The following is a 21,210-nucleotide window of genomic DNA, read 5'->3' on the forward strand; positions in this document are numbered from 1 at the left end:
GCCGTCCGCGGTCGGCGGCATCGTCAGCATCGACGGCCTGCCCGTGATGCCCGGCGCGGAAGACATGACGCCTCAGCAGCGAGCCCAATTCGCCGAGCGGATGGGCGCCCAGGCCGGCAACCAGCCGCCGGCGCGGTTCGCGCAGCAGCAGCAAGGCTATATGCGCACGATCGGTGTGATGGACATGGCCAGGGCCGATGCGCTGGCCCGGCTGACGGCGCGCAGCGATCCGGCGTCGGTCGGCACGTGGGCCGCCGACGTCGTGACCGTGGACCTGCGCCCCGGCCTCAAGGCGATCCAGGCGCCGGTGCTGACGATCGTGCCCTACCTGGACCTGGACAGCAGCCAGCAAGGCCTCACGCCCGCCGCCAAGGCCGACTACTACCGCGCGCTGATGGAAGGCACGCCGAAACTGCAGGTGGTGACGGTCGCGCCGTCGCGCCACTTCGCGATGTTCGACCAGCCGCAGGCGGTCAACGCGGCGATCCGCACCTTCCTCGACACGCTGTAAGTCCGTGCGCCGCCGTCAAGGCCGCGCTGGCATCATGACCGTCATCGATATCGAGGAGACGGCGGGAAGGAGATGACATGAGCTGGGACGACGTGTGGGGCACGGTACGCGAGGAATTCACCGACATCGGCGACGGCGCGAGCATTGTCCGCATCGTCGTGCGCCTGCTGGTGGCGGTCGTACTGGGCGGCGTGCTGGGCTGGGAACGCGAATCCGTCGGCGCGCCCGCGGGCCTGCGCACGCACATGCTCGTGTCGCTGGGCTCCGCGCTGTTCGTCCTGATCCCGCTGCAGGCGGGCATGAAGATGGAAGACCTGTCGCGCGTGCTGCAGGGCGTGACGGCCGGCATCGGCTTCCTCGGCGCCGGCGCGATCCTCAAGCAGCGCGACCGCAACGACGTGCGCGGCCTCACGACGGCGGCCAGCATCTGGCTGACGGCCGCTCTCGGCGTCGCGGCGGGCATGGGCCGCGAGGCGACGGCGCTGCTGTCGACATTGTTCGCCCTCGTCATCCTCGCCATCCTGCGGCGCTGGTCCAAGACCTGACGTTGTAAAGATTTCCCGGTTGGCCGCCGTCGGGTAGAGTGCATGGCGGCGACGCCCGCGCATCCGCACGTCGCCCATCATACAAAAAGCCCAAGCGGCCAAGGAGTCCCATGCATCCCGTTCACAAGACCACCCTCCCCATCCTGCTGCTGCTCGGCGCCGGCGCCAACGCCGCGCCGCTCGCGGACGCCACCCTCCCCGCGCGCCAGGCCGACGTCGACGCGATCGTGCGCGAGATCTCGCCGCAGCGCATCCACGCCTACGTCGAAAAACTCGTGAGCTTCGGCACGCGCCACACGATGTCCGAGACGGCATCGAACACGCGCGGCATCGGCGCCGCGCGGCGTTGGATCAAGGCCGAGCTGGAACGCTGCGGCGCCGGCAAGCTGGACGTGCAGTTCCAGAGCCACGTCCACCCCGTCGCCAACCGCATCACGCGCCCGACGGAGATCGTCAACGTGGTGGCCACGCTGCCCGGCACGCAGCCGGCGTCGAAGGACCGCTACTACGTCGTCAGCGGCCATTACGATTCGCGCGTGACCGACGTGATGAACACCACGGCCGACGCGCCGGGCGCGAACGACGACGCGTCGGGCACCGCCGCCGTCATCGAGATGGCGTGCGTGATGTCGCGCCACAAGTTCGACGCGTCGCTCGTGTTCATGACCGTCGCGGCGGAAGAGCAAGGCCTGTACGGCTCCGGCGACTACGCGGCGAAGGCGAAAGCGGCCGGCATGAACATCGCGGGCATGCTGAACAACGACATCATCGGCAGCTCGCACGACGAGAACGGCAAGCTTGACAATGCGGAGGTGCGCCTGTTCGCTGAAGGCGTCCCGCCAGTGAAGGAGACGACGCCGGCGCTGCGCACCCTCCTCCAGACGGGCGGCGAGAACGACTCGATCACGCGCCAGCTCGCGCGCCACGTCAAGGAGACGGGCGAGCGCTATGTCCCGAACTTCAAGGTGAACATCATCTACCGGCGCGACCGCTACCTGCGCGGCGGCGACCACAGCCCGTTCCTCGACGCCGGCTACGCGGCCGTGCGCTTCACGGAACCGCACGAGGACTTCAACCACCAGCACCAGGACCTGCGCACGGAGAACGGCAGGAAGATCGGCGACCTCGTCGAATACGTCGATCCGGACTACGTGGCCCAGGTCGCGCGCGTGAACGCGGCGTCGCTCGCGTCGCTGGCGCTGGCGCCGGCCGCGCCGCAGGACGTCAAGGTGAAGACGGCGAACCTCGACAACGGCACGGACCTCGTGTGGAAGGCGAACACGGAACCCGACCTGGCCGGCTACCGCATCGTGTGGCGCGACACGACGGCGCCGCTGTGGCAGGGATCGAAGTTCGTCGGCAACGTGACGACGTACCGCGTCGACCTGTCCAAGGACAACCTGCTGTTCGGCGTGCAGGCCGTCGACAAGGACGGCAACGTGAGCCCGGCCACGTATCCGTTCCCCGCACGCTGATCCCCGCCCCATCATGCAGGGCGCATGACACGCCCCGCATGCCCTGTCAAAAAGCGCCGCCGGCCGTCTGGCGACGGATGTAACATTCGCGGCGCCGCAGCACGCCGCACTTCAGATCCGGCGCAAACCTCCTCGACTCTGCGGCGCGATACTGCGCCCTTGACGGCGCCCTTGTGCAGCCTGTGTTTATGCTGCGCCGCATGGTTTTTCGGCGCAATATTTTCTTGACAAGGCCACTGCTGAGCCTATTCTTATAGGCTACAAAAAATGTAAAAAGCTCGAACGATGTGCGCCCATGGCGGTCGTCAAGAGGCGTCCACGATTCGTAAGGTAGTCCGTAATATCATCTTGGAGGATGTGTATGTCGGTTATCACCCGTAGGACAATGCTGGTTGGAATTGCGGCCAGTCCGCTCTTGTTGCACGCTGCATGGGCCCAGCCCACGAACCTCAAGATTTCCCATCAATTCCCCGGCGGCAGTGTCGCCGAAGGTGATTTCCGCGACCGCCTGTGCCGCATGTTCGCGGCCGAGACGGAGCGCCGGACCAAAGGCAAAGTCAAATTCTCGATCTACCCCCGCTCCACCCTGATGAAGAGCGATGCGCAGATCCCCGCCCTGGCCAAGGGCGCGCTGGACATCTCGCTGGTGCCGCTGTCGTACGCCGGCGCCGACCTCCCGGAAGTGAACATCGGCCTGATGCCGGGCCTCGTCACGTCGTATGAACAGGGCTATGCCTGGAAGAACGAAGAGATCGGCAAGGAATTCAATCGCGTACTGGCCGACAAGGGCCTGATCATGCTGAGCTGGATCTGGCAGGCGGGCGGCATGGCGTCGCGCGGCAAGCCGATCGTCGATCCGGAAGACGCGGCCGGCCTGAAGGTGCGCGGCGGCTCGCCAGAAATGGACATGATCCTGAAGGAAGCCGGCGCCACCGTCGTGACGATGCCGTCGAACGACATCAAGGGCGCGATGGAAAAGGGCCAGCTCGACGCGGCCATGACGTCGTCGTCGTCGCTGATCTCGTTCCGCCTCGACGAAGTGAGCAAGTCCGTGACGACCGCGCGCGGCGGCACCTACTGGTTCATGCTGGAGCCGCTGCTGATGTCGCGTGCCGCCTTCGAGCGCCTGCCGAAGGACCAGCAGGCCGTGCTGCTGTCGGTGGGCGCCGACCTGGAAGCGTTCGCGCGCAAGTCGGCCCAGCAGGACGATGCGGCCGTGGCCGCGCTGTTCCAGGGTGCCGGCGGGCGCACGGTGGACCTGAACCAGGACTCGCTGCGCAAATGGCAGGAGCTGGCACGCGCGACGGCGTGGCGCGACTACGGGGAGCGCAATGCGAATTGCGCGAAGCTGCTGGCGCTGGCGGAAAAAACGATCGTCTAAGCACACCGTCATTCCCGCGCACGCGGGAATCCATGCTGAGCCTCCGACTGCCTCGCTCGCGAACAACCGCATGCGGCTTCGAGAGCTCTGCATGGGTTCCCGCTTTCGCGGGAACGACGACTCATCCGCCGGTGACCGGCGGGAAGAACGCCACTTCCCCGCCTTCCTGTACCGGCGTCCCCGGCTCGCACATCACATGGTTGAACGCCATGCGCAGCGCGCGCTCATGCGCGAGGGCCTCGGCCCACGTGCCGCCGCGGGCGATCAGGAAGTCGCGCACGGCGCCCACGGTGGCCACACCTTCGGGCAGGTCGACCGACTCGCCCGAACTGCCTACGGCTTCACGCACGCTGGCAAAGAATCGCAGATTGATCTTCATAATATTTCTCAGTACTGCAGCGCCGCGAACGGAATGAAGCGCACGATGTCGCCCTTCGCGATCGCCTGGCCCGGCGGGTTGTCGATCAGGCCGTCGGCCCATACCGTCGACGTCAGCACGCCGGAGCCCTGGTTCGGGAACAGGTCCAGCCCGCCGGCATCGTTGATGCGGGCGCGCAGGAATTCGTTGCGGCGGTCCGGCTTCGTCCACTCGAAATCCGCGCGCAGCGGGATCGCCTTCGGTGCGACGCCGCCCGTGACGCCCTGCAGGCGCAGCAGGAACGGCCGCACGAACAGCAGGAACGTGATGAAGCTCGACACCGGATTGCCCGGGAGGCCCAGGAAGAACGCGGCGCCTGATCCTTCACGGTTCACTTCGCCGAATGCCAGCGGCTTGCCCGGCTTGACGGCGATCTGCCACATGTTCAGGCGCCCTTCCGCTTCCACGGCCGGCTTGATGTGGTCTTCCTCGCCGACCGAGACGCCGCCCGACGTGATGATCAGGTCGTGCTCGGCGGCCGCGGCACGCAACGTGTCGCGCGTGGCCCGCAGCGAATCCGGCACGATGCCGTAGTCGCTGATCTCGCAGCCGAGGTTTTCCAGCAGCCCGCGCAAGGTAAAACGGTTCGAATTGTAGATGGCGCCCGGCGCCAGCGGCTCGCCCGGCATCGCCAGCTCGTCGCCCGTAAAGAACACGGCCACGCGCACGCGCCGGCGCACGGGCAGGCGCGCGAGGCCGACGGAACTCGCCAACCCCAGCTCCTGGCCGCGCAGCCGCGTACCGGCCGGCAGGATCACGGAACCGGCGACGATGTCCTCGCCGGCGCGGCGGATCCATTCGCCCGACTGCGGCGCGTGTTTGATCGTCACCTGATCGCCGTTCGCCTCGCACTGCTCCTGCATCACGACGGCATCCGCACCCTCTGGAATCAGCGCGCCCGTGAAGATGCGCGCGGCGGTGCCCGGTTCCAGGGGCTGGCCGACGGTGCCGGCCGGGATGCGCTGGGCGATGCGCAACGTGACCGACCCGCTGGCGCAATCGGACGCGCGGACGGCATAGCCATCCATCTGCGTGTTGTCCGCCGACGGCACGTTCAAGCCCGACACCTGGTCGCAAGCGAGCACGCGGCCGTTGGCGGCAAGCGTGTCGACGTCCTCGACGCCGTCGACGGCACGCGCCGCCGCCAGCAGGAAGTCCAGCGCCTCCCGCACCGGCATCAGCGGCTTGCGTGCAGGCTGGTTCACTTGTCCAGCCCCGTGTGCGCCGCGATGAACTGCTTCATCTCGGCGACGTTCGGCTGCATGACGACGAAGCGCTGCGGCAGCGACTCGATGTCCTCGAAGCCGGCCGGACGCGCGGCGTCGGTGCCCAGCGCTTCCAGGATCGTCTCGTTGAACTTGGCGGCCAGCGCCGTCTCCAGCACGATCATCGGCACGCCCGGCTCCACGTGTTCGCGCGCGACCTTGATGCCGTCGGCCGTGTGCGTGTCGATGGTGATGCCGTAGTCGTCGAACACGTCGCGGATCGTCGCGAGACGGTCTTCGTGCGTCGAGCAGCCCGACTGGAAGCCATAGTTCGCGACCAGCTTGAATTCGTCGCCGTCGCTGCCCGGCGCGCCCGACAGGTCGAAGCCGCCGTGCGTGTCGACCTTGCGAAACAGCGCGTGCGTGCGGTCCGCATCGCGGCCGACGAGGTCGTACACGAAGCGCTCGAAGTTCGATGCCTTCGAGATGTCCATCGACGGGCTCGACGTGTGATACGTCTCGGACGATTTACGGACGCGGTACACGCCGGTGCGGAAGAATTCGTCCAGCACGTTGTTCTCGTTCGTCGCGACGACCAGCTTCGCGATCGGCAGGCCCATCATGCGCGCGATGTGGCCGGCGCAGATATTGCCGAAGTTGCCCGACGGGACGGTGAACGACACTTTCTGGTCGTTCGACGTCGTCGCGCTCAGGTAACCGCGGAAGTAGTACACGACCTGCGCGACGACGCGCGCCCAGTTGATCGAGTTCACCGTGCCGATCTTCTGGCGGACCTTGAATTCGAGGTCGTTCGACACGGCCTTGACCATGTCCTGGCAATCGTCGAACACGCCTTCGACGGCGATATTGTGGATGTTCGGATCCTGCAGGCTGAACATCTGGGCGGTCTGGAACGCGCTCATCTTCTTGTGCGGCGACAGCATGAACACGCGGATGCCTCGCTTGCCGCGCATCGCGTATTCGGCCGCGCTGCCCGTGTCGCCGGAGGTGGCGCCGAAGATGTTCAGCTCGTCGCCGTTCTTCGCCAGCGCGTATTCGAACAGATTGCCCAGCAGCTGCATCGCCATGTCCTTGAAGGCCAGCGTCGGGCCGTTCGACAGGCCCTGCAGGATCAAGGTGCGTTCCGGCGACTGTTCCAGCACGCGCAGCGGCGTGATCTGGCTTGCGGACTCGTCGGCGCGGGCGTTCCTGTAGACCTCGGGGGTGTACGTCTTCGCCGTGAGGGCCTTCAGGTCGGCGTCCGGAATATCGGTCGCGAACTTGCGCAGGATCTCGTACGCGAGTTCCGCGTAGGACAGCTTGCGCCAGGCGTCGAGCTCGGCGCCGGTCACCTGCGGGTACTGTTCGGGCAGATACAGCCCGCCGTCCGGCGCCAGGCCGCCCAGCAGGATGTCGGAAAATTGTTGGGGATTACGTGCTGCGGACGCGCTCGTTGCGCGGGTGGACACATATTGCATACGATAGAAAAGATCGGGGTTGGCTGGCGTTGGATATTTATTATAGTCCGGACGAGCAATATTGTCTTTTTACCGAATATTGTTTTGTTATTTCGTTGGAAAATGATGCGCTGCAATGCGGCGGGCGCGAAAGCCCACCGTTTGCATCAGCACGCGGCGTGATTCACCGTCACCACGTGGATCGCCAGGCCGCCCAGCGACGTTTCCTTGTACTTCGCCTGCATGTCGAATCCGGTCTGGCGCATCGTCTCGATGACCTCGTCCAGGGTGACGAAGTGCGTGCCGTCGCCCTTCATCGCCAGCGACGCCGCCGTGATCGCCTTGATCGCGCCCATGCCGTTGCGTTCGATGCACGGGATCTGGACGAGGCCGCCGATCGGGTCGCAGGTCATGCCCAGATGGTGTTCGATGCCGATCTCGGCCGCGTTTTCGATCTGGCCGTTGGTGCCGCCCAGCGCGGCGACGAGCCCCGCCGCCGCCATCGCGCACGCGACGCCGACCTCGCCCTGGCAACCGATCTCCGCACCGGAGATGGAAGCGTTCTTCTTGCACAGCATGCCGATCGCGGCCGCCGTCAGCAGGAAGTCGTGGATGCCGCGGCGCGCATCGGTCGGACGGCAATCCTCGGCGTAGTAGCGCAACACGGCCGGGACGATGCCGGCCGCGCCGTTCGTCGGCGCCGTCACCACGCGGCCGCCGGCCGCATTCTCTTCGTTGACGGCCATCGCGTACAGGCTGACCTGGTTGACGGCGTCGTGCGGCAGGTGGTTCGTCGCGTAGCGCGCCGCCTGCTCCTGGCGCCACAGCTTCGCCGCGCGGCGCTTGACGTTCAGCCCGCCCGGCAGTTCCCCTTCCGTGACGAGGCCGTGCTCGATGCAGCTGCGCATCACTGCCCAGATGCGGTCCAGGCCGGCATCCAGTGCGTCGTTCGTCATGCGCGCGCACTCGTTCGCGCGCAGCATGGCCGGGATCGCCAAGCCGTCGCGCTCGCCCTGCGCCAGCAGCTCGCGCATCGTCGAGAACGGGAACGGCACCGCGACCGTCTCGCGCGCCGCCTGCGTTTCGCCCGGGGCCGTGACGAAGCCGCCACCGACCGAGTAATAAATGCGCTCGATGACGCTGCCGTCGGCCAGCTTCAGCACGAAGCGCATGCCGTTCGGATGGTCCGGCAGCGTGGATTGCTTGTGCCACACGAGGCCCGTGCCGCGGGTGAACGGCACAGTCTTGGTGCCGAGCAGGTTCAGCACGCCGTCCAGTTCCGCTTCCGCGAGCTTGTCCTCGACGGTGTCCGGGTCGACGTCCTGCGGCGTCTCGCCCATCAGGCCGAGGATGACCGCCTTGTCGGTGGCGTGGCCGACGCCCGTCAGCGCCAGCGAGCCGTACAGGTGTGCTTCCACGCCCACGACATCGCTGAGCGGGCCGCATTCGACGAGGAAGCGGCGCGCGGCGACCATCGGGCCGACGGTGTGCGAACTGGATGGGCCGATGCCGATCTTGAACAGGTCAAATACGCTCATGTCCATGAGCTGTCTCCTTGTTGTGTAGCGGGCTGTTGGAACGTCTCGTGGACGCCGCCCTCAAAAAGCGTCATTCCCGCGGCAGCGGGAATCCATACTGAATCGGCAATGCCAGCTCAGCTCGGATTCCCGCCTTCGCGGGAATGACGGTGCATATGTTGTCCACTTATGGTGAATCCACACATGCGCATAGTGTACTCAAGCCGCCTTGCTCAACCCGACATCGACATTGGCCAGCATGTCCTCGACCATCTCGTCGACCTTGACGCGCGCCTTCCAGCCCCAGTCCGCGGTCGCGCGGCTGTCGTCGAGGCTCTTCGGCCAGGAATCGGCGATCTGCTGGCGGCTGTCCGGCTGGTACGCGATGCGGAACGCCGGCAGTTTTTTCTGGATGGCGGCGGCCAGTTCGCGCGGGTTGAACGACACGCCGGCCACATTGTACGAGGAACGGATGACGACCTGCTCCGCGGGGGCCTCCATCAGCTCGATGGTGGCGCGGATCGCGTCCGGCATGTAGATCATCGGCAGCGTCGTTTCCGGGCCGAGGAAGCATTCGTACGTCTCGCCGCGCAGGGCCGCGTGGAAGATGGCGATCGCGTAGTCCGTCGTGCCGCCGCCCGGGGGCGACTTGTAGCTGATGATGCCGGGGTAGCGGATGCTGCGCACGTCCACGCCATACTTCGCGTGGTAGTACTCGCACAGGCGCTCGCCGGCCAGCTTGCTGATGCCGTAGATCGACGTCGGATCCATGATCGTGGTCTGCGGCGTGGCTTCCGCCGGCGTATTCGGGCCGAACGCGGCGATCGACGACGGCCAGAACACCTTCAGCGGCTTGCCGGCGTCTCCCCGCTCGCGCGCGATCTCGAGGATGTTCAGCAGGCCGTCCATGTTCAGCGTCCATGCCTTCAACGGCGCCTTTTCGCCCGTGGCCGACAGCAGCGCCGCCAGCTGGTAGACCTGCGTGATGTCTTCGACGGCGATCAGGCGGGCCACCCCGTCCTTGTCGAGCACGTCGACGCGGACGTAGCGCGCGGCGCCGTAGACGTTGTCCGTGCCGATGTCCGCTGCGATCACGTTGGCCGCGCCGTGCTGCTGCGCGAGGGCGGTTACCAGTTCACTGCCGATCTGGCCGTTGGCGCCGATGACGAGGATGCGTTCCATGCTTGTTTTCCTTGCTCTTTTTGCGGCTTCGTGAGCCTGTTCCGGCGCGCCGCTTCGTGGGCGGCGCATCCGGTCGATCGATGATCCGGCTGTCGCGGTCAGGCGGCCTTGATGATGCCCAGTTCGCGGCCGGCCTGCTCGAAGGCGCCCAGCACCTTGTCGAGCTGTTCGCGGGTATGCGCGGCCGACAGCTGCACGCGTACGCGCGCCTGCCCCATCGGCACCACCGGGTAGAAGAAGCCCGACAGCAGCACGCCCAGTTCGAACATGCGGGCGGCGAATTTCTGCGCGACGGGTGCGTCGAACAACATCACCGGCACCACCGGGTGCGTGCCCGGCTTGATGGTGAAGCCGATGCGCTCGATCTCGCGGCGGAAATAGGCCGTGTTCTCGTGCAGGCGGTCGCGCAGTTCGGTCGACTTGCCGATGCGGTCCAGCACCGCGAGCGACGCGCCCGCGATCATCGGCGCCAGCGTGTTCGAGAACAGGTACGGACGCGATTTCTGGCGCAAGGTCTCGATGACTTCCTTGCGGCCGGAGGTAAAACCGCCCATCGCGCCACCCAGCGCCTTGCCGAGGGTGCCCGTGATGATGTCGATCCTGCCGATCACGCCGCAGTGCTCGTGCGTGCCGCGGCCCGTCTTGCCCATGAAGCCGGACGCATGCGACTCGTCGATCATCGTCAGCGCGCCATATTTCTCGGCCAGCGCGACGATCCTGTCGAGCTGCGCGATCGTGCCGTCCATCGAGAACACGCCGTCCGTGACGATGATCTTGTGGCGCCTGCCGGCTTCCGTCGCGGCCTGCAGCTGCTTTTCCAGGTCGGCCATGTCGTTGTTGGCATAGCGGTAGCGCGCGGCCTTGCACAACCGGATGCCGTCGATGATCGACGCGTGGTTCAGCGCATCCGAGATGATCGCGTCGTTCTCGTCGAACAGCGGCTCGAACACGCCGCCGTTGGCGTCGAACGCGGCGGCGTACAGGATCGTGTCTTCCGTGCCGAGGAAGTCCGACAGCTTCTTCTCGAGTTCCTTGTGCACCGTCTGCGTGCCGCAGATGAAACGCACGGACGACAGGCCGTAGCCGTATTTCTGCAGCGCCGCTTCGGCGGCCTTCTGCGTCTCGACGTCGCCCGACAGGCCGAGGTAGTTGTTGGCGCACATATTGATCAGCGTGCGGCCATCGTCCGCGACCACTTCGGCGCCCTGGCGCGAGGCAAGCACGCGTTCGGGCTTGAACAGGCCCCCGGTCTTGAGCGTGTCGAGTTTCTGCTGGAGGCCGCTATAGAATGCTTGATCGCTCATGTTTCCTCGTCCTTGTCGGTTGGCGAATGGTATAGTGTGGATTCGTTCGATGTATGGAACTTGTTCTATATTTCGAACAGAAATTCAATATATTGAATATTACTCCCAGCCATTGAACTTGGCAAGCAAGCTCCATGAACAACAATACCAGTGCTCCGCCGGAAGTCGGCGCCACCCTGCAGCGGCTGCGACTCGCACGCGGCCTGACCCTGGAAGACCTGTCGCGCATCGCCGGCGTGTCCAAATCGATGCTGTCGCAGATCGAGCGCGAAAAGGCCAACCCCACCATCGCCATCACGTGGCGCCTGGCCAATGCGCTCGGCGTGCAGATCGGCGAATTACTCTCCTCCGAAGTGCGCGCGGTCGACCTGATCCGTGTCGTCGACGCCCACGAAATCCCCACCTTGCCCGGCAGCCACGCGGGCTACTCCCTGCGCATCCTGGGACCGATGGACCTTGCCGGCAAGTATGAATGGTATGAACTGACCTTGCAGCCGGGCGGCGAACTGGCGTCGCAGGCCCATGATCCTGGTACCAACGAGCACTTGACCGTGGTAACTGGGACGGTGGAATTGGAGGTCGGGGCCGAGAAGCGAAAAATCAAGCACGGCGCGACGGCGCGTTATCCGGCCGACCAGAATCATGCCATCCGGAATGCCGGCAAGACGGAGGCGAAGGCCTTGCTGGTGGTCGTACACCGCTAGCTGGGCGGCACTTCCGTTTCACTCAACACGCGAACCTCTCGTCAAAAGGTCGATCTTACGCTGTACATTTGCGCACGCCGTTCATATAACTCACAGCAACCGCCAGGCCGGGCTTTCCCAAGTCAATCTCGTCATTGATCCGCCGTCAACAGGACTCATCCGACTGCGTTCCCATCGACAACCGCCATTGCCGCCGACCGCCCGGCACGATGTGGGTTGCACCCCGCGTGCCGTCCGTTTGCAGCATGGCAAAGACCAGAGAGGTTAGCCATGACCGACCAAGCTCGCGGCGATACCGTGATGTTGACCATCACAGGGCGTCAGCTTGAAACGAAACCGATGCCGGCAGCCTTCGTGCGCGTCATTCCTCGCGCCGCCGGTCCCGGTCAGGAAGCCGACGACGAGCTGCTGCCACCGGGCCTGGAAACGGTGTGGGCGATCGACGTGAGTCCCGCCGCGCGCGACACCGAAGCGACGACGAAGACCTTCTCGGTAGCACCCGATCATATCGTCGTCCTGGAGTTGGCGGACGGGGGGACGCTCGTGGCCAACCCGGCCCGCCTGAAGGAGGCGCTGGACCGCGCCGGCGACAGCCAGTTGCAGAAACAGAAAGACAGCCAGCCCGACCTCGACAAGCTGGGCCCGGATACGAACGCGCAGCGCGGTGCGGTGGCCATGCTGAAGGGGTTGATCAGCAGGATCACGCTGCTCGCGGTGCCGGAGTCGGGTCACGACGACCTGCTGCGCGACGTCGCCGCCGACGTCGGCATGGCCCAGGCCGGCGTGACCTGGCTCGGCACCATGGCCCTGATGAAAGCCATCGAGGCGCGCCTTGACCGCCCTGGCCTGTGTCGCCTCGAATATGGGGGAGGCACACCGCACGACCTGGCGGAGTTGAAATTGACTGAAGCAAATCTGACGGGCCCCGGTTCCAAGCCATTGTCGCCGGACACGCACCTGCTCGTGTTTATCCATGGCACCGGATCGAGCACCGCAGGCAGTTTCGGCCACCTGTGCACCGCGGAACCAGACCTTTGGAAAAGCCTGGTCAATCGCTTTGGCGAACACATCTACGGCTTCGAACACCGGACGCTATCGCAAAGCCCGATCGAAAACGCACTCGACCTGGTCCGCGCCCTGCCGCACGGCGCCCAGGTCTCGCTGGTCTCGCACTCGCGCGGCGGCCTGGTCGCGGACTTGCTGTGCCTGGCCGATTTCGGCGCCCAGATCGAAAACTATTGCTACCGGTTTCCTTCGCCGGGAACGCACGACGAGAAGTTGGGCAAGGCCATCCTGGATGGGTTGAAGGACGCCTACGGCGACCAACTCAAGATGCTGCTGAATCTCGCCGGCGAACTTCGCGACCGCAAGCTCGTGATTCGCAGGTATGCGCGCATCGCCAGCCCCGCCAACGGGACGCTGCTGGCCAGCGGTAACTTCGACGTGTTCCTGTCAAGCGTGCTGACCCTGCTCGGCGCCGTGCCCTTCCTCTATTCGAGCTTGCTGTACCGGGAGTTCCGGCGCGCCGTCATCGAAATCGCCAAGCGCCGCACGGACCCGCACATGGTGCCCGGCATCGAGGCCATGCTGCCGGATTCGCCCCTGACCCAGTTCCTGTGCGTGGCGCCGGTCCAACCCGGCATCCAGATGGCGGTCATCGCCGGCGACGCCGAGGGCGGCGACATGCTGAGCCGGCTGCGCGTCGCGCTCACCGACTTCGTCCTGTTCGACAAGGAAGACAACGACCTTGTGGTCGACACGCCCGCCATGCTGGCAGGGATCGCTCCCAGAGCCAACGCGCGCATATTGTTCGAACGGGGGAGCAACGTATCGCACTTCCGCTATTTCACCAACAGTTCCAGCCGCATCGCGGTGCGCGATTGGCTGCTGAGTCCCGACGTCGACAAGCTGGACCGTTTCATCACGCTGCCCGAACGCGAGGACTACGCCGCCGCCATGGCAAAGGCGACAAGCTGGCGGGGCCGCAGCGGCGCGGCGCGGCTGCCGATCGTCGTGGTCCTGCCGGACCTGATGGGATCGCACCTGAAGACCAGGCAGAATCACATCTGGTTCCCGCCCCTGCCAGGCGCGCGCGGGCTGGAACTGCTCGAGCTCCCCGATGCGAACTGTTACGACACCGAGGCGACGGACATATTCGACATCTTGTACGGCAACCTGTGCCGCCACCTCGCCGACAGTCACCAGGTGGAGCCGTTTCCTTATGACTGGCGGCTGTCGCCGGAAGACCTTGGAAAGCGGCTCGCCGCCTTTCTGGAGCGTTTCCGCGACAGCCAGGTTCCGGTGCGCTTCCTCGCCCACGGCATGGGCGGCCTCGTGGTGCGTGCCTGTGCCTGCCTGCCCGCACAAAACATCCTCCGCATCCTCATGGAGCGCAAAGGTGCGCGCATCGTCATGCTCGGCACACCCAACCGCGGCACCCATTCGATAGTGGCCGACCTGCTGGGCAAAGGCGACGGCTTCCGCTCACTATGGCGGCTCGACGTCAACGGCCCCTCCCTCCGGAAGCTGCTGGACACCTTCGCGCGCTTTCCAGGTGTGCTCAGCCTGCTTCCTGCGCGTGACTTCGCCGAAACCGTCGGCATGATACCGGGCAGCAGAGAACACGATTATTACGACGCGCAGGAGTGGAAGCGCCTGGCCGGCCTCGTTTCCGACCGCTGGTTCGGCGCCGGATGCAGCGCCACGCCATCGCAGGCACTGCTGGTCCAGGCCGCGTGGCTGTCCGACAAGAATGCCGAGCTGGAACGGGAGCGCGTCGGCAAGGCGCTCCCGACCGCGAGTTCGGATCCGACCACGATCTATGTGTTCGGCGTCGCACCCAGCACGCCTTGCGGCCTCGTGGAGCTTGCCGGACTTCCGCATCCGGGCATGATGGCCACCCCGTCCGGCGACGGCATCGTGACCTGGGAATCCGGCCGGTTGCCCGGCATCGACAGCTATTACTTCATGCCGGCCCGCCATGGCGACATGGCGGCAACGCAGGAGTACTTCCCGGCGCTTGCCGAACTGCTGAAAGCCGGCACAACCCGCCACCTGTCGCACGAACCGCCGCTGCGGACGATCGAGAAGATGGGTCCCGTCATGTACGACGCGGCGCCCCCGACCGCGGCCGACACCGAGGCGGTGCAGCGCTGCCTGCTCGGCGGCTCGCTGCGTAGCCGGCTGCCGGCCGCGCCGCCGCGCCGCCTGGACGTCAAGGTGCGTGCGATGGACCTGCGCTTCCTCTCCATGCCGATCATGGTCGGCCACTACGAACAGGATCCGATCTCCGGACCGGAAGCCCTGATCGACCGCGAACTCCTCGGTGGCGACCTGAGCAAGCGCTACAACCTCGGCCAGTACGCAGGCGCACGCGGTTCCGCGACCGTCGTGCTGCGCGGCGCGCGCGCGGCCCGCCTGAGCGGTGCGGTGGTCACCGGACTGGGGCGCTACGACGTCTCGCTCAGTGCCTCCGAGCTCACCGAATCGGTGCGCGTGGGCGCTCTGCGTTTCCTGCTGCAGGTAATGGATGTGCTGGGGAAGGATGAACGTGAGCTGGCGCTGAGCTCGCTGTTGATCGGCTTTAATTCCTCCGCCAACCTGTCCGCCGCGGCGTCGGTCGAGGCATTGGTCCGCGGCGTGGTGCTGGCCAACGCCCGCTTCCACGAGCGGACAGGTACCAACATCCACATCGCCACGCTCGATATCGTCGAACTGTACCTGGACACGGCCATCAGCGCCGTATACGCGTTGCGCGACTTGCGCGAACGTATGAAGCAGTTCGCCGCCAGCCACAACACGGAACTCGTGACCTGCGATGAGCTGGTCAGCGGCGAAGGGATGCGCCAGCGCCTGCACGATACGGCGGAGGCCAGCTACTGGCCGCGCATCATCGTCACGGACGCGGACCGGACCGAGGAAAATGCACTCGCCCCGCCGGCCCTCAAGCCGACAGAACAGGCAGAGGCGCCGATCGCCGATCGTCTCCGCTTCATGTACGTCGGCACCCGGGCGCGCGCCGAGACCATCGTCCAGCAGCGCCAGCCGAGCCTGATCGAGACGCTGGTCCGGCGCCAGATCGCGAGCCACAAATGGGACCCGGAGTTCGGCCGCATGCTGTATCAACTGATGGTGCCGCACGATTTCAAGGATGCGGCGCGCCAGCTCGACCGGCTGGTTCTCGTCGTCGACGGGTATACGGCCAACCTGCCATGGGAACTGATGCTGGCCGAGGAGCCGCCGCGCGAGCGCACCGGGGCCGAGCGCGAGAACATGCCGCTTGCGGTACGCGCGTCCGTCGTACGGCAGCTTGCCTCGCTGCGCTACCGGCCGCAGGTGGTGCAGGCGATGGCATACACCGCGTTGGTCATCGGCAATCCATCCGTGCGGGGCTTCCAGGACGGATTCGTCCCGACCGACGGTGACGCGGCCGCCTGGCAACCGGCGCCGCTCCCCGGCGCCCGCGACGAGGCATTGACGATCGCCCAGGTCTTGAAAAAACATAGTTATGAAGTACAGCAGCTCATCGGCTACGAGTCCGTCGTGGCAACCTTCACGGAGGACGCCGCCGTCACGGCCCGCGGCGGCCCGATGCGCCTCGGCCCACCCGTTCCGGAGGACGCCGGCAACGATACCGACGCGGCCCATGTGCTGGCCGCGCTGTACCGGCAGCCGTGGCGCATCCTGCACATTTCCGGGCACGGCGTGTTCCACATGCAGCACAAGGACGGGCGACCGCGCAGCGGCGTGCTGCTATCGGACGGTTTGCTGATCACCGCGGCCGAAATCTCGGCGATGGAAGTGGTACCCGAACTGGTGTTTCTGAATTGCTGCCATACCGGGCAATTCGACGATGGACGCCAGAGCAACCGTCTGGCCGCCAGCATTGCCCGCGAACTCATCGAGATCGGGGTGCGTTGCGTGCTCGTGACGGGCTGGGCGGTCGACGACGCGTTGGCGCAGCGCTTCGGCACCTGCTTCTACAATCAGCTGCTAGGGCAACGTCAACAGTTCGGCGAAGCAGTCAAGGTCGCTCGTTACGAAGTCTGGGAGCGCAATCGGAACGATCTCACCTGGGGCGCGTTCCAGGCCTACGGCGATCCTGGCTGGACTGCGGAATCTAGCACCGACAACACCGACGAACCGGTACTGCAGGATACCCCGTTCGTTGCGCTGGAAGAACTGTTGGAGGCCCTGGCGGATGCCCGGGTGCGCCTGGCGCACCAGCGCGATACGTACGCCGAGCAGGAAAGCGCCCTCATCGCGAAGCGGGTCGACATGCTCGTGGACAAGCGATGCCAGCCCAAATGGCGGGTGCGTCCCGAGTTGCATTCGGCCCTCGGCGCCACGAGGCGGGAGCTGAACCAGATCGAAGAGGCCTACGATGCCTTCCTGCGCGCGGCCCAACTTGAGGATCAATACGGCAAATTGTCGGTCCGTGACATCGAACAACTGGCGGAGGTCGAGGCCCAGTACGGCGAACAGTGCGCCGCGCGCGCGCTCCCGCCGGAGAACGGCAAAGGGCCGGACCAGGCGCAGTTGCGCAAGGCACTGGCGCGCAGCGACGCTTTGCTCCAGCGTGCGTTGGCACGGGTCGATTCGCTCGACCATTTGTCCGACATCGCCGTCGGGCCCGACGCCAACCGGGCCACACCGGCCGGGCCTGGCGTGGCACCGAATTGCCTGCGCCAGGCCTTGCGCGGCAGGATCCACCGCCGTATGGCCAGCGTGCAGGCGCGCCGGCTGCTGGCCCTGTCCGAAGACCGCACCCAGGAAATCGCAGATGCCGCGACCAGGATGGAAGAGCAGTTGCGCCTGGCCACCGACGCTTACCGGAAAGCCGAAGGCAAAACAGCCCTCGGCAATATTGCTCCCGACCTTGCCCTGAGCAGGCTGGCGCTGGAGGCGCTGGCCGGCCTGTACACCGCCGACAAGACGCAAGGCGCCGCCATCACGTTCGCCCGGCTGTGCGGCACCTACGCCTGCGAGACCGACCCATCCACCGATACCGCGTCGACTCTGCTACGGGCCAAGGCGCTGCTGGTGGAGACCCTGATCACGGGCACTCTCGGGGATGACGGCGCCAGCGGCCAGGCCAGCTTCGACAACGTGCTGCTGGCCTATACCGACGCTACCCATGGCGTCGCGCTGAAACCGTCGGAGATGGATGTCATCGTGACCGACATCGAGGCGCTGGCGCGCCTGTACCGGGCTTTGAGCACGCGCCGCGAAGGCCCGGACGAAAGCTACAAGCGGATCGCCAGGACACGGGAACAGATCGCCGACAACCTCAGAAAGCTGGCGCTCAGGCTGCAGCCTTCGCGTGTGCAGCGGGCGGAACGACATAGCGCGGCGAGCCTGACCCGGCCGGAAAGCGCGGAGGTCGCGAAAAGCTTCTGACGGCCCGGCAGGCGGGCACGGCGCCAAACAAAAACCCCCGCAGGCGGCGGGGGTTGTCGGGTCCTTCGGGGCACAGCGCCGCCACAGCGGGACGGCGGTGCAAGCGCGACTTACATCGGCGGCTGCAGGCCGTTCTGGTACGCGGCGCCGACGGTTTCGATGGCGCGGCGCATTTCCATGCAGAACGTGCGAAACATGCGGCTCAGTTTGCTGTCGCCGGTGGCGGTGTTGCGGGTCGAGATCGTGGTATAGGCGTTCATGACAGCTCCGTTTTCAATATCGTTCGTTGATGACTGAAGTCTACGCCCACATCAGATATCAATCCAATTTCCTTTTCCGATCTCCGCAATAGGTTTCCGTGATGTCTCCCCGCTGTCATATTGCAGCCGCTGACAGCGGGGATCACGCAAACTTATATCTCCGCGCCGCCCGCGACGGTGGGCGACATCTCCACGTTGAGCGCCTTCGTCAGGAAGCCCCAACGGTCGGCCACTTCCTCGATCTGCTTGTTCGTCGGCTTGCCCGCGCCGTGGCCAGCCTTCGTGTCGATGCGGATGAGCACCGGATTCGGTCCGGCCTGCGCCGCCTGGGCCGTCGCGGCGAACTTGAAGCTGTGCGCCGGCACCACGCGGTCGTCATGGTCGGCCGTCGTGATCATCGTGGCCGGGTAGCATGTGCCCTGCTTGAGGTTGTGCAGCGGCGAATACTTCACCAGGGCCTTGAACTCATCCGGGTTTTCGGACGAGCCATAGTCCGACGTCCAAGCCCAGCCGATCGTGAACTTGTGGAAGCGCAGCATGTCCATCACGCCCACCTGCGGGATCGCCGCCGCGAACAGCTCGGGCCGCTGAGTCATCGCCGCGCCCACGAGCAGGCCGCCGTTGCTGCCGCCGCCGATCGCGAGTTTCGCGGGCGACGTTACCTTGTTGGCAAGGAGCCATTCCGCCGCGCCGATGAAGTCGTCGAACACGTTCTGCTTCTTGAGCTTCGTGCCGGCCTCGTGCCACGCCTCGCCGTATTCGCCGCCGCCGCGCAGGTTGGCGACAACGTACACGCCGCCCATTTCCATCCACGCCAGGTTGGCCGGCGAGAAGGCCGGGGTCAGCGAAATATTGAAGCCGCCGTAGCCGTACAGATAGGTCGGATTGTTGCCGTCCAGCTTCAGTCCCTTTTTCGACACGATGAACATCGGCACGCGCGTGCCGTCGCGGCTCGTGAAGAACTGCTGGCGCGTTTCGTAGTCGTTCGGGTCGAACTGGACCTTCGGCTGGCGGAACACGGTACTGGTGCCCTTCTTCATGTCCAGCCGGTAAATCGTCGTCGGCGTCGTGAAGCTGGTGAACGAGAAGAAGGTTTCCTTGTCGCCACGCTTGCCCGTGAAGCCCGCGACGCTGCCGATGCCCGGCAGCACCACCTCGCGCACCGGCTTGCCCTTCAGGTCCGTGATCCTGACGACACTGCGCGCGTCGGCGAGGTATTGCGCGATCAAGCGGTCGCCGACGAGGTGCGCCGCCACGAGCGTCTGCTCGCCTTCCGGCACGATCGTCTTCCAGTTCGCCTCCCGCGGCTTGCGGGTGTCGATCGCGACGATGCGCTGGCGCGGCGCATCGCGGTCCGTGACGAAATAGAACACGGGACCTACGTTGTCGACGAAGTCGTAGGCCGCGTCGAAGTTGTTGATCAGCGGTTGCACCTTCGCGCCCGGCTTCGTCAAGTCCTTGTAGAACACGCGGTATTTATGGGCCGTACCCTTCGTCGCGGTGATGATGAGGTAGCGGCCGTCGTCCGTCGTCGCGGCACCGAAACCCCACTCCTTCTCGTCCGGCCGGTCGTAGACGAGCACGTCGGCGTCCTGCGGCGTACCCAGCTTGTGGTAGTACAGCTTCTGGAAGTAATTCACGTCTTCGAGCTTGGTCGCTTCCTTCGGCTCGTCGTAGCGGCTATAGAAGAAACCCTTGCCGTCGCGCGTCCAGGCCGTCTCCGAGAACTTGACCCACTTGATGTGATCCGCGAGATCCTTGCCCGTCACCACATCGCGCACCTTGATCTCGTTCCAGTCCGAGCCCGAGGCCGCGGTCGAGTATGCGAGCCGCTTGCCGTCCGGGCTCACGGCGAGGCCGGCCAGGGCGACGGTGCCGTCGGCGGCCAGCGTGTTCGGGTCGAGCAGCAGGCGCGGCGTGTCCGTCAGCGACGTCATCGTGTACAGCACGGCCTGGTTCTGCAGGCCGTCGTTGCGGCTGAAGAAATAGCGGCCGCCTTCGCGGAACGGCACGCTGTAGCGCTCGTAGTTCCACAGCTGGGTGAGGCGCTGGCGGATCGCGGCGCGCTGGGGGATCGTGGCCAGGTAAGCCTGCGTCACCTGGTTTTCCGCGTCGACCCACGCCTTCGTGTCCGCGCTGTTGGCGTCTTCCAGCCAGCGGTACGGATCGGCGACGGTCGTGCCGAAATAGGTGTCGGTCTGGTCGCCTTTCTTCGCGACCGGATAGGTCAGCGGCGTGGCGCTGCCCTGGCAGGTCTGGCTGTTGGCCGGACCGGCGAGCGCCGCAGCGAGAGCGACGAAGGCGGCGACAAAGGTGGCATGTCTCATGTGCATGGTTGTTGTCGTTGTACGATGGGTTGTCGGCGGATGCCGCTGAGCATGATAGCGCGATTCAGCTGTCAGGACGACAACACCGCCGGGCTCACGCGGCACGCCGCTCCGGCCCCGCGTACGACCGGGCACTCTGCCACTGGCGCCGCATGTCGTCCGCGCTCGCGATCTGTTCCTCCGACAGGCGGCGCGCGACGATCGCCTTGTTCGCGCTGGCGGCCGGGTCGCCCGCGTCGGCCGCGAGCAGCATCCACATGTACGAGCGCACGGTATCGCGCGCGACGCCGCGGCCGCTGTTGTACATGCCGCCCAGGTTGTACTGGGCCAGCGCGTGGCCCTGTTCGGCGGCGAGCCGGTACCAGTGCACGGCCTGCGCGTCGTCCTGCGGCACGCCCTGGCCGTTCGCATACATGACGCCGAGATTGTTCTGGGCGCTCGCATCGCCCTGCTCGGCGGCGCGCCGGTACCAGGCCGCCGCCAGCGCCTCGTCGCGTCGCACGCGATCCGGAGCAGGCGCTGTAC

Annotated in this window: 15 protein-coding genes; 6 read left to right on the forward strand and 9 right to left on the reverse strand. The window is 65.9% G+C overall.

Features of this window, described 5'->3' with window-relative positions; all coding sequences use genetic code 11:
* The 4 genes from ACEN88_RS06490 to dctP form a co-directional block, all read left to right on the forward strand.
* Positions 1-511, forward strand: a 511-nt coding sequence (locus tag ACEN88_RS06490) for an alpha/beta fold hydrolase (RefSeq protein WP_413338057.1), incomplete at its 5' end; no start/stop codon positions are given.
* Positions 512-588: 77 nt separating this feature from the next.
* Positions 589-1,056, forward strand: a complete 468-nt coding sequence (locus ACEN88_RS06495) for an MgtC/SapB family protein (RefSeq protein WP_056129476.1) — start codon at positions 589-591, stop codon at positions 1,054-1,056.
* 110 nt (positions 1,057-1,166) lie between these two features.
* A complete protein-coding gene (locus ACEN88_RS06500) occupies positions 1,167-2,531 on the forward strand; it encodes a M28 family peptidase (RefSeq protein ID WP_413338059.1) in 1,365 nt (454 codons plus the stop codon).
* Between the two features lie 361 nt (positions 2,532-2,892).
* Entirely contained in the window at positions 2,893-3,912 is a 1,020-nt protein-coding gene (gene dctP / locus ACEN88_RS06505) for a TRAP transporter substrate-binding protein DctP (protein WP_413338061.1), read from the forward strand.
* 121 nt (positions 3,913-4,033) lie between these two features.
* Here the strand turns inward: dctP and moaD are convergent, their stop codons facing one another.
* From moaD to ACEN88_RS06535, 6 genes are all read right to left on the reverse strand, one after another.
* Positions 4,034-4,291 (reverse strand): molybdopterin converting factor subunit 1, encoded by a 258-nt coding sequence (moaD, locus tag ACEN88_RS06510; protein WP_413338063.1) that lies wholly within the window; start codon positions 4,289-4,291, stop codon positions 4,034-4,036.
* Between the two features lie 8 nt (positions 4,292-4,299).
* The gene (gene glp / locus ACEN88_RS06515) at positions 4,300-5,508 is read right to left on the reverse strand and encodes a gephyrin-like molybdotransferase Glp (protein WP_413338079.1); all 1,209 of its coding nucleotides are present in this window, start codon (positions 5,506-5,508) and stop codon (positions 4,300-4,302) included.
* Positions 5,509-5,531: 23 nt separating this feature from the next.
* Positions 5,532-7,013, reverse strand: coding sequence for a threonine synthase (thrC, locus tag ACEN88_RS06520; protein ID WP_413338065.1), 1,482 nt, complete (start codon positions 7,011-7,013; stop codon positions 5,532-5,534).
* A gap of 146 nt (positions 7,014-7,159) precedes the next feature.
* Complete coding sequence (locus ACEN88_RS06525; RefSeq protein WP_413338067.1) at positions 7,160-8,536, reverse strand: L-serine ammonia-lyase; 1,377 nt, start codon at positions 8,534-8,536, stop codon at positions 7,160-7,162.
* A 192-nt stretch (positions 8,537-8,728) separates the two neighbouring features.
* Positions 8,729-9,691: an NAD-dependent epimerase/dehydratase family protein gene (locus tag ACEN88_RS06530; RefSeq protein WP_413338069.1), complete on the reverse strand. Its 963-nt coding sequence runs from the start codon at positions 9,689-9,691 to the stop codon at positions 8,729-8,731.
* Between the two features lie 98 nt (positions 9,692-9,789).
* Positions 9,790-10,995 carry a glycine C-acetyltransferase gene (locus ACEN88_RS06535; protein ID WP_413338070.1) on the reverse strand — a complete coding sequence of 402 codons (1,206 nt, stop codon included), beginning with the start codon at positions 10,993-10,995 and terminating at the stop codon, positions 9,790-9,792.
* Between the two features lie 134 nt (positions 10,996-11,129).
* Here ACEN88_RS06535 and ACEN88_RS06540 point away from each other — a divergent pair, with 134 nt between their 5' ends.
* Together ACEN88_RS06540 and ACEN88_RS06545 are read left to right on the forward strand one after the other, a co-directional pair.
* The gene (locus tag ACEN88_RS06540; protein WP_056129496.1) at positions 11,130-11,699 is read left to right on the forward strand and encodes a helix-turn-helix domain-containing protein; all 570 of its coding nucleotides are present in this window, start codon (positions 11,130-11,132) and stop codon (positions 11,697-11,699) included.
* Between the two features lie 270 nt (positions 11,700-11,969).
* Positions 11,970-18,098, forward strand: coding sequence for a CHAT domain-containing protein (locus tag ACEN88_RS06545; RefSeq protein WP_413338072.1), 6,129 nt, complete (start codon positions 11,970-11,972; stop codon positions 18,096-18,098).
* Between the two features lie 110 nt (positions 18,099-18,208).
* Here ACEN88_RS06545 and ACEN88_RS06550 read toward each other — a convergent pair whose 3' ends face one another.
* The 3 genes from ACEN88_RS06550 to ACEN88_RS06560 form a co-directional block, all read right to left on the reverse strand.
* A complete protein-coding gene (locus ACEN88_RS06550; protein ID WP_413338074.1) occupies positions 18,209-18,358 on the reverse strand; it encodes a hypothetical protein in 150 nt (49 codons plus the stop codon).
* Between the two features lie 152 nt (positions 18,359-18,510).
* Positions 18,511-20,691, reverse strand: coding sequence for a prolyl oligopeptidase family serine peptidase (locus tag ACEN88_RS06555; RefSeq protein WP_413338076.1), 2,181 nt, complete (start codon positions 20,689-20,691; stop codon positions 18,511-18,513).
* An 88-nt stretch (positions 20,692-20,779) separates the two neighbouring features.
* Positions 20,780-21,210 (reverse strand): tetratricopeptide repeat protein (locus tag ACEN88_RS06560; protein ID WP_413338077.1); only part of this gene is annotated, 431 nt, incomplete at its 5' end.

Source organism: Massilia sp. CT11-108 (genome assembly GCF_047302915.1).
Lineage (GTDB): Bacteria > Pseudomonadota > Gammaproteobacteria > Burkholderiales > Burkholderiaceae_D > Telluria > Telluria orientalis.